This is a genomic window from Crossiella cryophila (assembly GCF_014204915.1).
In the GTDB taxonomy this organism is placed as follows: Bacteria; Actinomycetota; Actinomycetes; order Mycobacteriales; family Pseudonocardiaceae; genus Crossiella; species Crossiella cryophila.
In genome coordinates, this window is the sequence record NZ_JACHMH010000001.1 from 420,553 (window position 1) to 433,623 (window position 13,071).

At 71.4% G+C, this 13,071-nt stretch carries 12 protein-coding genes; 5 read left to right on the forward strand and 7 right to left on the reverse strand.

What is annotated here, in order from left to right; genetic code table 11:
- The first annotated feature begins 295 nt into the window (after positions 1-295).
- Positions 296-604 carry a WhiB family transcriptional regulator gene (locus tag HNR67_RS01925; protein ID WP_185000300.1) on the forward strand — a complete coding sequence of 103 codons (309 nt, stop codon included), beginning with the start codon at positions 296-298 and terminating at the stop codon, positions 602-604.
- Between the two features lie 132 nt (positions 605-736).
- Here the strand turns inward: HNR67_RS01925 and groL are convergent, their stop codons facing one another.
- From groL to HNR67_RS01940, 3 genes are all read right to left on the reverse strand, one after another.
- Entirely contained in the window at positions 737-2,356 is a 1,620-nt protein-coding gene (groL, locus tag HNR67_RS01930; protein WP_185000302.1) for a chaperonin GroEL, read from the reverse strand.
- A gap of 95 nt (positions 2,357-2,451) precedes the next feature.
- Positions 2,452-2,748 carry a co-chaperone GroES gene (gene groES / locus HNR67_RS01935; RefSeq protein ID WP_185000304.1) on the reverse strand — a complete coding sequence of 99 codons (297 nt, stop codon included), beginning with the start codon at positions 2,746-2,748 and terminating at the stop codon, positions 2,452-2,454.
- Positions 2,749-2,880: 132 nt separating this feature from the next.
- On the reverse strand, positions 2,881-4,239 hold the full coding sequence (locus tag HNR67_RS01940; protein ID WP_185000306.1) for a tetratricopeptide repeat protein: 1,359 nt from the start codon (positions 4,237-4,239) through the stop codon (positions 2,881-2,883).
- Positions 4,240-4,368: 129 nt separating this feature from the next.
- Here HNR67_RS01940 and HNR67_RS01945 point away from each other — a divergent pair, with 129 nt between their 5' ends.
- Positions 4,369-5,889, forward strand: coding sequence for an alkaline phosphatase D family protein (locus tag HNR67_RS01945; RefSeq protein ID WP_185000309.1), 1,521 nt, complete (start codon positions 4,369-4,371; stop codon positions 5,887-5,889).
- Between the two features lie 36 nt (positions 5,890-5,925).
- Positions 5,926-6,648, forward strand: coding sequence for a M50 family metallopeptidase (locus HNR67_RS01950; protein ID WP_312986217.1), 723 nt, complete (start codon positions 5,926-5,928; stop codon positions 6,646-6,648).
- On the opposite strand, the gene HNR67_RS01955 is transcribed toward HNR67_RS01950, so the two are convergent.
- The gene (locus HNR67_RS01955) at positions 6,554-7,492 is read right to left on the reverse strand and encodes a hypothetical protein (RefSeq protein ID WP_185000311.1); all 939 of its coding nucleotides are present in this window, start codon (positions 7,490-7,492) and stop codon (positions 6,554-6,556) included. The genes HNR67_RS01950 and HNR67_RS01955 overlap by 95 nt on opposite strands.
- 54 nt (positions 7,493-7,546) lie before the next feature.
- Between HNR67_RS01955 and HNR67_RS01960 the strand changes: the two genes are divergently transcribed.
- Positions 7,547-8,206: a MerR family transcriptional regulator gene (locus HNR67_RS01960; RefSeq protein WP_246492445.1), complete on the forward strand. Its 660-nt coding sequence runs from the start codon at positions 7,547-7,549 to the stop codon at positions 8,204-8,206.
- Here HNR67_RS01960 and tsaD read toward each other — a convergent pair.
- The 3 genes from tsaD to tsaB are packed head-to-tail and all read right to left on the reverse strand — an operon-like array spanning position 8,194 to position 10,387.
- Positions 8,194-9,231 (reverse strand): tRNA (adenosine(37)-N6)-threonylcarbamoyltransferase complex transferase subunit TsaD, encoded by a 1,038-nt coding sequence (tsaD, locus tag HNR67_RS01965; RefSeq protein ID WP_185000313.1) that lies wholly within the window; start codon positions 9,229-9,231, stop codon positions 8,194-8,196. The genes HNR67_RS01960 and tsaD overlap by 13 nt on opposite strands.
- On the reverse strand, positions 9,228-9,707 hold the full coding sequence (gene rimI / locus HNR67_RS01970) for a ribosomal protein S18-alanine N-acetyltransferase (protein ID WP_185000315.1): 480 nt from the start codon (positions 9,705-9,707) through the stop codon (positions 9,228-9,230). Before rimI ends, tsaD begins: the two co-directional genes overlap by 4 nt.
- The gene (gene tsaB, locus HNR67_RS01975; protein WP_185000318.1) at positions 9,704-10,387 is read right to left on the reverse strand and encodes a tRNA (adenosine(37)-N6)-threonylcarbamoyltransferase complex dimerization subunit type 1 TsaB; all 684 of its coding nucleotides are present in this window, start codon (positions 10,385-10,387) and stop codon (positions 9,704-9,706) included. Before tsaB ends, rimI begins: the two co-directional genes overlap by 4 nt.
- Before the next feature lie 143 nt (positions 10,388-10,530).
- Between tsaB and HNR67_RS01980 the strand changes: the two genes are divergently transcribed.
- Complete coding sequence (locus tag HNR67_RS01980) at positions 10,531-13,062, forward strand: M14 family zinc carboxypeptidase (RefSeq protein ID WP_185000320.1); 2,532 nt, start codon at positions 10,531-10,533, stop codon at positions 13,060-13,062.
- Positions 13,063-13,071 lie beyond the last annotated feature (9 nt).

Sequence of the window (13,071 nt, forward strand, 5' to 3'; positions counted from 1 at the left end):
CGTCGCCAGTTCTCGGGACGAGTTCGGGCGACGTGGCATTTTGCCGCGTCGGCCGGGGTATACCCGGACCTGTCGATCTCGTCACGTGTTCAGTTTCGGGTCGGGGTCACCCGGTCGGCAACCTGAGTCAGGTGGCGCAGGCCGTTGACATGCCATTTCGATCACCCGGCGTTCAACAAGGTCTGACGAGCCGAGCGATTGAACAAGTTTTGGCGCGGTTCTACGGTTGATCAAGGTTAGATCCGGGCACCCCACGGCACGACGACACATCAACTCCGGCAAGAAGGTGGTCGCGATGGCTGACACCCGGCGACTCCCCGGCCCGAACGCGGACCTGTGGGACTGGCAATTGCGCGGCTCCTGCCGCGGTATGGACAGTGCGTTCTTCTTCCACCCCGACGGTGAGCGGGGACCAGCAAGGGCACGGCGCGAGGCCAAGGCCAAAGCGGTGTGCGAGGCGTGCCCAGTGCTCGCCCAGTGTCGTCGGCACGCCCTCGCCGTCCAGGAGCCGTACGGCATCTGGGGCGGTATGTCGGAGGCCGAACGAGAGTCGATCATCAGCAACCGCCGGCGCAAGCTGGCCCTGACCCCAGCTTCGGCCTGATTCCGCCGAAGTCCGCCGCCGCACCCAGCGCAGCCACCGCTCAACACCTCTTGACGACTTAGGGCGACACCCCCGGATCCGGGAGGTGCCGCCCTTGTCGTTTGTCAGCCGTGCTTCGTTACCTGGTGAAGGTCAGTGGCCGTGCCCGTGCCCGTGGCCGTGGCCACCGGCGGGCTCGTCGTCCCGCTTCTCCACCACGGACGCCTCGGTGGTGAGCACCATCCGGGCGATGGAGGCGGCGTTGGCCACCGCGGAGCGGGTGACCTTGACCGGGTCGACCACACCGGCGGCGATCAGGTCGCCGTAGGTGAGGGTGGCCGCGTTGAAGCCCTGGCCCCACTCGCCTTCCTGGACCTTGTGCACCACGACCGAGCCTTCCAGCCCGCCGTTGGCCGCGATCCAGTACAGCGGCGCGTTCAGCGCCTCGCGCACGATGGCCACACCGGTGGCCTCGTCGCCGGTCAGGCCGAGGTTGCCGGCCAGCTCCTTGGCCGCGTGCACCAGGGCGGAACCGCCGCCGGGCACGATGCCCTCCTCGACCGCGGCCTTGGTGGCGGCGACCGCGTCCTCGATGCGGTGCTTGCGCTCCTTCAGCTCGGTCTCGGTGGCCGCGCCGACCTTGATCACCGCGACGCCACCGGCCAGCTTGGCCAGCCGCTCCTCGAGCTTCTCGCGGTCCCAGTCGGAGTCGGAGGCCTCGATCTCGCGGCGGATCTGCTCCACCCGAGCCTCGAGGTCGGCCTTCTCGCCACCACCGTCGACGATGGTGGTGGTGTCCTTGGTGACCACGACCCGGCGGACCTTGCCGAGCACCTCGAGCCCGACCTCGGACAGCTTCAGGCCGACCTCGGGGGCCACGACCTGACCACCGGTGACGGCGGCGAGGTCGTCCAGGAACGCCTTGCGGCGGTCGCCGAAGTACGGCGCCTTGACCGCGGTGACCCGCAGCGTCTTGCGCAGGGAGTTGACCACCAGGGTGGACAGCGCCTCGCCCTCGACGTCCTCGGCCACGATCAGCAGCGGCTTACCGGCCTCGACGGTCTTCTCCAGCACCGGCAGCAGATCGGCCAGCGCGGAGATCTTGTCGCGGTGCAGCAGGACGAAGGCGTCCTCCAGCACGGCCTCCTGCGCCTCGGCGTCGGTGGCGAAGTAGGCGGAGATGTAGCCCTTGTCGAACTGCACCCCCTCGGTGACCTCGAGCTCGGTGAGCAGGCTGGAGGACTCCTCGACGGTGATCACACCGTCCTCGCCCACCCGCTCGATGGCCTCGCCGAGCAGCGCGCCGATCGACTCGTCGCGGGAGGCGACGGTGCCGACCTGGGCGATGTTGTCGCGGCCCTTGACCGGGGTGGCACGCGCCTTGAGCGCCTCCACCACGGCGTCGGAGGCGGCCTGGATGCCACGGCCCAGCGAGGCCGGGTTCGCGCCGGCGGCCACGTTGCGCAGACCCACCCGGACCATGGCCTGGGCGAGCACGGTGGCGGTGGTGGTGCCGTCGCCTGCCACGTCGTTGGTCTTGGTGGCCACGGTCTTGGCCAGCTGCGCGCCCAGGTTCTCGAACGCGTCCGGCAGGTCGATCTCACGCGCGATGGTCACGCCGTCGTTGGTGACGGTGGGCCCACCGAACTTCTTGTCCAGCACGACGTGGCGACCACGCGGGCCAAGGGTGACCTTGACCGCGTCGGCCAGCTGGTTCACCCCACGCTCGAGCGCGCGGCGAGCCTGCTCGTCGAAGCTGATGTGCTTAGCCATCTTCTTCCCATCTCCTTCTCGTGCCCTGCACGTAAAACCGCCCCGTGACCCCGGAAGGGGCCGCCGGGGCGGATCACATGCTCAGCAGCAGGTCGTCACTTCTGGATGACGGCCAGCACGTCGCGGGCGGAGAGGATCAGGTACTCCTCGCCGTTGTACTTGACCTCGGTGCCACCGTACTTGGAGTAGATGACGACATCGCCGACGTTGACGTCGACGGGGACTCGGTTGCCCTTGTCGTCCACGCGACCCGGCCCAACGGCCAGGACGGAGCCCTCCTGGGGCTTCTCCTTGGCGGTGTCCGGGATGACGATGCCGGACGCGGTCGTCGTCTCGGCCTCGCTCGCCTGGACGAGGATCTTGTCCTCGAGCGGCTTGATGTTCACGCTCACCGGTTTGACCTCCGTAGGTCTTCGAAAGCGTTGGCAGGTAGTTGAGTTACGGCTCCTACCATCCCGTCGTCGCGGGTGCCGGGGCGGTGAAGCGCCGTTCGATTGGCACTCTACCCCTGAGAGTGCCAACGCTCAACGACGACCCCTGGGAATGAGTGAGCGGTATCTCTCCGCCTCCGCTGCCAGCCCCCTGGCCGTGGCGAGTTCCGCGAGGTCACGATACGCACCCGGCTCGCCCGCCGTGACCAGACCCAGCAGTTCGGTCTCGGCCTCGGCCAGCCTGCCGTCGGCCCAGAGCAGGTGCGCCAGGTTGTACCGGGCCAGGTCGTCCCCGCCGGCGATGGCCGTGCGGTAGATCTCCTCGGCCGCGGCGGAGTCGCCGAGGTGCTCGCTGTAGTAGTTGCCGAGGGAGTTGACCGCCTCGCTCTCCCCGGCGGCGATGCCCGCGCGCAGCAGTTCCACCCCGGCGGGCTCGCGGCCGGTGTCGATGAGCTGGTCGGCCAGCTGCACCCGGGCCATGGCCAGGTCGCCGGGGTGCACCAGCTCGGCCATCGCCCGCCACAGGATCTGCTCGGCCTCGGTGCGCCGGTCGTCGAGTTCGGCGATCTCGGCCGCCTCGAAGAAGGTCTCCGCGTCGCCAAGGCCCATGCCCAGGTCCAGGGCGGCGAACATCTCCTGGCGTTCGCCCAGGTCACGGTGGGCGCGGGCGAGCTGGGCGTAGGCCTCGGACAGTCCGGCGGTGGCGGCCTCGGTGAAGACCGCGACCGCGTCCCTGGCCCGGTGGTTGCGGCGGAGCAGGCGGCCGAGCTTGAGCAGGGCCTGCCGCTCGCCGAGGTCGATGGCCCGGCGGAAGGCGGGTTCGGCCCGGTCCGCGGCGTGCCAGTCCTCGTCCAGCAGCAGCGCGTACTGGTAGGCGGAGTGCCGCTGGCCACCGGCGGCGCCCTCGGCGAGCAAGGTCTCGGCCTCGGCGGCGCGGGTGTCGAAGCGCAGCACGATGCCCAGTTCGGCGCGGGCGCAGTCGGCCAGCACCGGGTCCTCGTCGGCGAGCAGCCCGCGCAGCAGCCGCTCCTGCTCACCGGGTTCGCCGTCGGCCTCGGCGAGCTGGGCCTGGCCCATCACCGCCCACCGGTCGCCGAGCCGGGCGGCCACGGCGAGCTGTTCGCGGGCCTCCTCGGTGTACTGGCCGAGTTCGATCAGCGCCATGCCCAGTGCCTGGTGCGCCTCCAGGCAGCCGGCCACCACGGCCTTGCGGTAGCTGTGCACGGCCGCGCGCAGCAGGTCGCGGTCCCGGCCGGGCAGGTAGCGCTGGCGCAGCACGTTGCCGAGGTTGTAGTGGGCGTGCTCGCCACCGGCGGCGATGGCCCGGCGGAAGCAGTCCTCCGCGGCGGGCCAGCGCTTCTGGTCGGCCAGCGCCATGCCCAGTTCGTTCCACTGCATGGCGGTGGCCCCGTCGCGCTCTGCCCGGCGCAGCCGGTCATCCAGCCAGCTCATGGCTCAACCGTAGGCCCGGAGTTGCCGGAAATTAACCTCGCCGTGCCGATGTGGCTACCGATCGTGGCTGGCGGATGTCATCGCCGTGGGCATGGGATCAGGAAGTTCCCTGACCCGGAGGTTCCCACCATGCGAGTGACCCGACGCACCGCCTTGCTCGGCAGCGCCGCGACCCTGGCCCTGACCACCGCGCTACCCGCGGTGGCCGCCCCCTCCCGCAAGCTGATCGGCCCGTTCACCCTGGGCATCGCCTCCGGCGACCCGACCCCCGACGGCGTGGTGCTGTGGACCCGGCTGGCGGTGTCCCCGCTCAACGAGGACGGGCTGGGCGGCATGCCGGACCGGGTGGTCCCGGTGCACTGGGAGGTGGCCGAGGACGAGCGGTTCCGCCGGATCGCCCGGCGCGGGGTGGCGCACGCCCGGCCGGAAGCCGCGCACACCGTGCACGTGGAGGTCGGCGGCCTGCGCGCGGGCCGGGAGTACTGGTACCGGTTCCGCACCGGCGGCGAGATCTCCCCGGTCGGCCGGACCCGCACCGCGCCAGGTCCCGAGGTGCTGCGCACCGAGCTGACCATGTGCTTCGCCTCCTGCTCGAAGTACGAGGACGGCCACTTCACCGCCTACCGGCGGCTGGCCGAGGACCACCCGGACCTGGTCCTGCACCTGGGCGACTACCAGTACGAGTACCAGGGCAAGGCGGGCGACATCCGTCAGGTGCTCGGCCCGGAGACCACCACCCTGGCCGGCTACCGGCAGCGGCACGCCCAGTACAAGACCGACCCGGACCTCCAGCTCGCGCACGCCACCGCGCCCTTCCTGGTGGTCTGGGACGATCATGAAACGGAGAACAACTGGGCCGACGAGGTCCCCGAGCAGCCGGACCCGCACTTCCTGACCCGCCGCGCGGCCGCGTTCCAGGCCTACTACGAGAACATGCCGCTGCGCCGCGGTGCCAAGCCCAACGGCATCGACCTCCAGCTCTACCGGCGGATCCGCTGGGGCGGGCTGGTCGACTTCCACATGCTCGACACCCGGCAGTACCGCGACGACCAGGCCTGCGGCGACGGGGTGCGGGTGGACTGCGCGGCCCGGCTGGACCCGGCCCGCACCATCACCGGCGCGGCCCAGGAACGCTGGCTGCTCGACGGCCTGCGCGGGTCGAGGGCGCGCTGGAACGTGCTGGGCCAGCAGGTCTTCTTCGCCGGGCTGGACTACACCGCCGGTCCGCAGAAGGGGTTCCACATGGACTCCTGGGGCGGGTACGTGGCCAGCCGGAACAAGATCGCCGCCGGGCTCGCGCAGACCCGCAACGGCGTGGTGCTCACCGGCGACGTGCACCAGCACTGGGCCGCCGACATCCCGGTGGTCTTCGACGAGGGGTCCTCGAGGACGGCGGGCGTCGAGCTGGTGACCACTTCGATCACCAGCGGCCGGGACGGCAGCGACAAGGTCAACGAGACCACGCTCGCGGAGAACCCGCACGTGAAGTTCAACAGCAACCGGCGCGGGTACGTGCGGACCAGGTTCACCGCCGACGAGCTGCGCGCGGACTTCCGCACCCTGCCGTACGTGACCAAGCCGGACGCCCCGGCCACGACCGCGGCCAGCTTCGTGGTGCGGGACCGGGAGCCCGGTCTGCACCGCGCCTGAGGCAGGATCCCCACCCCGTCTGGTAGCAGTGGGGGCGTGGACTTCTGGGAACGGCTGATCAGTGTGCAACCGGCGCCGCCGCAGTGGGTCGTACTGGTGACGGCGTTGGTCGCGCTGATCGTCGTGCTGGCCAACGGGCCGTGGCTGCTGGCGCGCAACGTGGTGACGATCGTGCACGAGGCCGGGCACGGGCTGATCGCGGTGCTGGTCGGACGGCGGTTGAGTGGCATCCGGCTGCACTCGGACACCTCAGGGGTGACCACCTCCAGGGGCAAACCGACCGGCCTCGGCATGATCCTCACCGTGCTGGCCGGCTACATCGCGCCGTCCCTGCTCGGCCTCGGCCTGGCCGCACTGCTCGGCGCGGGCATGATCACGCTGTTGCTGTGGGTGTGCACCGCGTTGCTGCTGCTGGTGCTGATCATGATCCGCAATGTCTACGGCGCACTGTTGCTGCTGGTCACCGGCGGCGCGCTGGTGGCGATCTCGGTGCTGGCCGACAGTGCGGTGCAGGCCGGGTTCGCCTACCTGGTGACCTGGTTCCTGCTCATCGGCGGGGTGCGGCCGGTGCCGGAGCTGCAGCGCAAGCGGCGGCGGGGCCGGGCCAGGGACTCCGACGCGGACCAGCTGGCCCGGCTCACCGGCCTGCCCGGGATCCTCTGGGTCACCGTGTTCGGGCTGGTGGCGCTGGGTGCGCTGGCCCTTGGCGGGAGCTGGCTGCTGGCCGAGGTGCTGGACGGCTGGTCGCTGCGGCCGTGACCGCCGCGGCGAGCAGGCCGAGCACCAGCACGGCCAGTGCGGTCAGGGTCAGCGCGTCCGGGCGCAGCAGCGGCTGGCCGCGCAGGGCCTGCCAGGTCACCAGGGCGAGCAGGCCGAGGTAACCGGCCCCGGCGACGAGCACCAGCCGGGCCCGCAGCAGCGCGGGCAGGCCCAGTGCGGTGAGCAGCAGCAGGAACAGCGGCAGCGCCTGTAGCGCGTGCATGCCGAGGAAGTGCGGGATGCGCAGGTCGCCGCCGGTGCTGCTCCAGCCGGTGAGCGCCAGACCTGGATCGCTGTCGGGCACGCCGACGCTGTGCGCGCCGATCACCGGGCCCGGCACGGACTGGCCAGTCCTCGGCAGCACCATCAGGCCGCCCATGGCCAGGCCGAGCAGGGAGATTCCGGTGCCCAGCCGCAGCGCCCAGCGCCGCCCGGGGTCGGCGATCGGCGTGCGCAGCACCTGCAGGGTCAGCGCGGCCGTGCCCAGCCAGAGCACCACCACCGCGAGGCCCATGGCCACGTAGAGCACGGTGTCCAGCGGGGTGGCCAGGTTGAAGTGACTGGGCCGCCCGCGCAGGGCCTGGCCGAGGATGATCGCGAAGTCGAAGACCATGATCACCGCGGCCAGCACGCACCAGCGGTGCGCACCCCTGCCCAGCAGCGAGGCCAGCCAGGCCCAGGTCACGCCGTAGAGCGCGTTGGACACCGCGAACTTGAACGGTTTGAGCCACAGCGGCGCGCCCAGCACGGTCCGCTCGTCCAGGACCAGCCCGGCCAGGCAGACCACCGCCAGCACCGCCATCGCGGCCGAGCAGATCAACAACGGTCGGTGCCAGCCGGTCATGTCCCCTCCAAATGGAAAGTCTCACTTTCCGTTTTGGAAAGCTACGCTATCCATATGGCGCTGACAAGTAGGTTGACCGGCATGCGGATGGCGGAGCTGAGCGCCGAATCGGGGGTCCCGGTCGGGACGATCAAGTTCTACCTGCGCGAACAGCTGCTGCCGCCGGGTGAGCGGACCAGCCCGAACCAGGCCCGCTACTCCGCCGAGCACGTGCGCAGGCTCAAGCTGGTCCGCGCGCTGATGGAGACCGGTGGCTTCTCCGTGGCCGAGGTGCGCAGGGTGGTCGACTCGCTGGACAACAGCGCCGGGCTGTTCGACACCCTGGCGGTGGCCCAGTACGGCCTGACCCACCCGGCCGCCGAGGACGCGGACTGGGCCTACCAGCGACTGCGGGTGGCCGCCGCCGACCGGGGCTGGGTGATCGATCCGGCCGATCCGGCCGGGCGCACCGCAGCCGGGCTGCTGAACACCTTCCGCGAACTCGGCCACGAGCGGTTGCTGGACCGGCTGGAGCGCTACGTCGAGCTGGCCGAGGGCGTGGCCAAGGCCGATCTGGACCAGCTCGACGGGCTGAGCAGTCCGGAGGCGGTGGTGGAGACCGCGGTGGTGGGCACCGTGCTCGGCGACGCGCTCTTCGCCGCGCTGCGCCGCCTCGCCCAGCAGCAGGAGGCGGCCAGGCGGTTCGGCTCAGGCGAGCCGGTTCAGGAGCCGTAGACCAGCGGCAGCGACGGGTCGGCGGACAGCGTCAGCGGTGACGGGTCCGCGCCCGCGGCCACCACGTGCGCGCCGAGTGCGGCGATCATCGCGCCGTTGTCGGTGCACAGCCGGGGCCGGGGCACCCGCAGTTCGATGCCGGCGGCCGCACAGCGTTCGCGGGCCAGTTCGCCGAGGCGGGAGTTGGCCGCGACGCCGCCGGAGATCACCAGCGTGCCCACGCCCAGTTCCTTGGCCGCGCGCACCGCCTTCATGGTGAGCACGTCGGCGACGGCCTCCTGGAAGCTGGCCGCGACATCGGCCACCGGCACCGGCTCGCCCGCGCGTTCGCGCTTCTCCACCCAGCGGGCGACCGAGGTCTTGAGGCCGGAGAAGGAGAAGCCGTGCCTGGCGTCCCTGGGGCCGGTGAGGCCGCGCGGGAAGTCGATGGCCTTGGGGTTGCCGGTCCGAGCCAGCTTGTCGATGGGCGGGCCGCCCGGGTAGGGCAGGTCGAGCAGCCGGGCCACCTTGTCGTATGCCTCGCCCGCGGCGTCGTCGATGGTGGAGCCGATCTCGGTGATCTTGCTGACCAGGTCGTCCACCAGCAGCAGCTGGCTGTGCCCGCCGGAGACCAGCAGGGCCAGGCAGGAACTCGGCAGCGGGCCGTGGTCCAGGGTGTCCGCGGCCACGTGTCCGGCCAGGTGGTTGACGCCGTAGAGCGGTTTGCCCGCCGCGCTGGCGTAGGCCTTGGCCGCGGCGACGCCCACCATCAGCGCACCGGCCAGGCCGGGCCCCGCGGTGACCGCGATGGCGTCCACATCGGACAGTGACATCTTCGCCGTGTCCAGTGCCCTGCGCATGGTCGGCACCATGGCCTGCAGGTGCGCGCGGCTGGCGATCTCGGGCACCACACCGCCGAAGCGGGCGTGCTCCTCGACGCTGGAGGCGACCTCGTCGGCCAGCAGTTCCAGGTGGCCGTCCGGACTCCGGCGCACGATGCCGACGCCGGTCTCGTCGCAGGAGGTCTCGATGCCGAGCACGATCATGCGGTCCTCCCCGCGGTTTCCGTCTTGGCCAGTCGCCGCATGGTGAAGGCGTCCGCGCCGGAGGGCTGGTAGTAGCGCCTGCGCACACCGAGCTTCTCGAAGCCCTGCCGCTCGTACAGTGCGATGGCGGCCTCGTTGTCGGTGCGCACCTCCAGGAACACGGTGGCCTCGACCTCCGCCACGTGCGCCAGTAAGTCCAGCAGCAACGCCTTGCCGATGCCGTTGCCCTGCCAGTCAGGGTGCACCGCGATGGTGTGCACCTCCGCCTCCGCCTGCGGTGGGCTGACCAGCAGCGCGATGCCCGCGTAGCCGATGAGTTCGTCCCCGGCGTAGGCGCCGACGTAGTGGTGCCCGCCGTCGATCTCACCGGCGAAGGCGGCTTCCGACCAGGGGTCGTCCCCGGCGAACAGCTCGGCCTCCAACTCGGCACAGCGCTTGAGGTCCTGCTTGCGCAACGGTCCGATGTGGACGGTCATGCCGGGCTCACCCGCTTGCGCGCGGCGGGTTCCACCGCGTCGGGGCGGCGCAGGTAGAGCGGGATCAGCGGAGCTGGCTCACCGCCGAGCGCGGACTCGGCGGCGCGGAGCAGGCCGAGCGGGGTGGGGTAGTCGGCGTCCAGCGGCTTGAGGCCGAACAGGTCCGCGTGCTGGGCGGCCACGTGTCCGGCGACCTGGGTGATGCCCAGTCCGGCCAGTTCCCCGGCGAGCAGTTCGGCGATCACGTCGGGGCGTTCCACCCTGGGGCCGGTGACGTTGCGGCCGTCGGTGTCGTAGGCGGAGAAGTACAGCTCGCGGCGGCGGGCGTCGGTGACCACGAGCAGCCCGGCCTCGGCATCGGCGCCGGCGGCGATCGCGTCCAGGGTGCTCACCGGGTGCACCGGCTTGTCCAGGGCGTGCCCGAACGCGGCCGCGGTGACCATGCCGGCCCGCAGGCTGGTGAACGGGCCCGGCCCGACGCCGGTGACGATGGCGGACAGCTCGCTCAGCGCGATCCCGGCGGCCTCGGCGGCCTGGTGGATCTGCGGGGTGAGCAGCTCACCGGCGGCCCTCGGGTCGACGGTCACCCGCTCGGCGAGCAGCCGCGGACCGGAGCCGGCCAGCGCGAGCACCCCCGCGGTGATGGCGGGGGTGGCGGTGTCCAGGGCGAGCACGAGCACGCGCTCAAGCCTACGACCACCTGGGTGTCGAGGGCCCTCCGAGGTCTTGACCAGCCGATCGGCCAGCGGCTAAGCACGACCCGACATCCGGACTTTGGGGAGGCGAATTCGTGCTGACAAGCCGTAGAAGACACCGTTTGACGGTGTTGGCCGCCGCGGTGCTCACCGCGGGCACCGCCCTTTTGGGCACACCTGCCGTCAACGCCGCCCCCGCCCAGCCGGAGCGGGTGACCAAGGGCGAGGACCCGGCCAACGGGCCGGAGCGCAACGAGATCGCGGCCACCGACACCGCGACCGGGCGCAGCGGGCTGCGGGCCTTCGGCGAGAACAAGGTCACCAAGAAGGACGGGTACCCGCGGCAGACCCAGCTCCGGGTCTACCCGGAGGACCCCAGCGACTCCTCGATCAAGCTCGGCCTGGCCCCGTACCACTCGATCGCGCCCAAGCTGAACGAGATCCAGCAGCGCAGCGACCGGGTCTCGGTGGAGGTGGTCGGCCAGTCCGGCCTCGGCCGGGACCTGTACCTGGTCACGCTGACCGCGCCGGAGCGCGCGCACGAGACCCGGCAGCAGGATGCCTGGCGCGAGGAGATCGAGAACAACCCGCGCTCGGCGGCTCGGGACAACCGGCTGCGCCGGGAGTACAAGGCGCCGGTGTGGATCAACGGAAATATCCACGGCGATGAGTACGAGGGCACCGACGGCGCCCTGCGGATGATCGACTACCTGGCCACCACCGGCGATCGCAAGGCCCTGGACCTGCTCAAGACGCACCGGGTCTACTTCAACGTGACCGCGAACCCGGACGGCCGGGTGACCGGGGTGCGGCCGAACGCGAACAACTTCGACCTCAACCGGGACTTCGTCACCTCCTCCCAGCCTGAGGGCCGGGCCATGCGGGACATCGCGATCCGCACCCAGCCGGTGGCCATGCTGGACGAGCACGGCTACGTCGGCGGCACCCTGATCGAGCCGACCGGCCCGCCGCACGGCCAGAACTACGACTTCGACCTGTTCATCAAGCACGGCTACGCCAACGGCCTGAAGATGGAGCAGGGCGTCAAGGCGCTCGGCCACGCCGAGGCGCAGAACGTGCAGATCCCGTTCCGGGACTACCCGGTCGGCGAGTGGGACGGCTGGGCGCCGGTGTTCACCGCGCAGTACGCCATGTTCCACGGCGCGGTCTCCTACACCATCGAGATCCCGTTGCAGGTCAACCGCGGCGCGTACCAGAGCCTGCCGGTGAGCGAGCTGCGCCGCCGGTCCGCGATCAACACCGACGTGGTCGAGTCGACCATCCGCAGCACCCTGGACTACGTCTCGGCCAACCGGAGTGACCTGGTGGCCAACCAGATCGAGATCTTCCGCCGCGGCGCGGCCGGTGAGGCACTGCGGCCGATCCCGGACGGGTTCGTGCCCGGCTTCGGCCCGGAGGACCGCTACAGCACCAAGTTCCCGCGCGCCTACGTCATCCCGGCAGGCGGCACCCAGCGCTCCGGCTCGGCCGCGGCCCGGCTGGTGGACCACCTGGTCGCGCACGACGTCAAGGTGACCAGGGCCGAGCGGGCCTTCCAGCTCAACGGCCGCGGTTACCCGGCTGGCTCCTACGTGGTGGACATGCACCAGCCGAAGCGGGCGCTGGCCAACGTGATGCTGGAGCAGGGCGGGGACGTCTCCGAACGCGCGCCGCTGATGTACGACATCTCCGGCTGGAGCCACCGCCTGCTCTGGGGCGCCTCGGTGGACGTGGCCGTCTCCGGCGACCTGCGGGTGCAGGGCAAGCCGGTGGTCGCGGCCTCCCCGACCGGTGGCGTGGACGCCGCGCCGGGCAAGGACCTCACGCTGACCGTGCGGGACGGCAAGGACGCGAGCGCGGTCAACGACCTGCTCGGCCGGGGCATCGAACTGCGCCGCCGCGCGGACGGTTCGATCATCGTGCCCGCCGCCGCGCGGGTGGACGCGATCCAGGTGGCCGACCGCCACGGCGTGCGCTTCGGCCTGGCCGCCGCCGGTGAGCCGGGCAGCCCGCTGCGCAGGCTGACCATTGCCGCCGCGGTGGGCCCGGACGAGCTGTTCGCGTTGCGGGACATGGGCTTCGACGTGCGACCGGTGTCCACCACGGTGCTCAACAACGGCTTCGACCTGAGCCGGGTGGACGTGCTCTTCGCCTCCTCCGGCCTGTCCTTCACCGGCCTCAACCCGGCCGCGAAGACCGCGCTGCAGGCGTTCCTGGCCAAGGGCGGCGTGGTCACCCGCGGCGCCACCGGCAGCGCGTTCAACAGCCAGGCCGGCCTGCTGCCGGTCAAGGCGGTGCAGGGCAAGGGCGATGCCAACGGCGTGGTCACGGTGACCAACAACGCGGCCGGGGTCATCGGCGCCGAGGCGCTGCCCAACTCCTTCATCTACTCGCCGCAGTGGTTCACCGAGATCGGCGCCGGGGTGAGCGTGGAACAGCGCTACGGCAACGGGAACCCGCTCGCCTCGGGGCACTGGACGTCCAATGAGGACGGTTCGGGCGGCCCGACGGCGGCCGGTGGCCAGGCCGCGGTGGTCTCGGGCACCGACGAGTCCGGCGCGCGGGTGGTGCTCTTCGGCACCGAGCCGATGTTCCGGGCGCACCCGAAGGGGCTGTACAGCCAGGTCGCCAACGCCATCTACTGGTCGGCGACCCGCTGAGTGATCCGG

What these genes read in the sequence shown, in the direction of transcription:
- tsaD (WP_185000313.1), bottom strand. Translation starts at nt 9,231, where the DNA reads ATGATCGTGCTCGGCATCGAGACCTCCTGCGACGAGACCGGCGTCGGC.
- HNR67_RS01940 (WP_185000306.1), bottom strand. Translation starts at nt 4,239, where the DNA reads ATGAGCTGGCTGGATGACCGGCTGCGCCGGGCAGAGCGCGACGGGGCC.
- groL (WP_185000302.1), bottom strand. Translation starts at nt 2,356, where the DNA reads ATGGCTAAGCACATCAGCTTCGACGAGCAGGCTCGCCGCGCGCTCGAG.
- rimI (WP_185000315.1), bottom strand. Translation starts at nt 9,707, where the DNA reads ATGACCGTCCACATCGGACCGTTGCGCAAGCAGGACCTCAAGCGCTGT.
- HNR67_RS01925 (WP_185000300.1), top strand. Translation starts at nt 296, where the DNA reads ATGGCTGACACCCGGCGACTCCCCGGCCCGAACGCGGACCTGTGGGAC.
- HNR67_RS01955 (WP_185000311.1), bottom strand. Translation starts at nt 7,492, where the DNA reads ATGACCGGCTGGCACCGACCGTTGTTGATCTGCTCGGCCGCGATGGCG.
- HNR67_RS01945 (WP_185000309.1), top strand. Translation starts at nt 4,369, where the DNA reads ATGCGAGTGACCCGACGCACCGCCTTGCTCGGCAGCGCCGCGACCCTG.
- HNR67_RS01960 (WP_246492445.1), top strand. Translation starts at nt 7,547, where the DNA reads ATGGCGCTGACAAGTAGGTTGACCGGCATGCGGATGGCGGAGCTGAGC.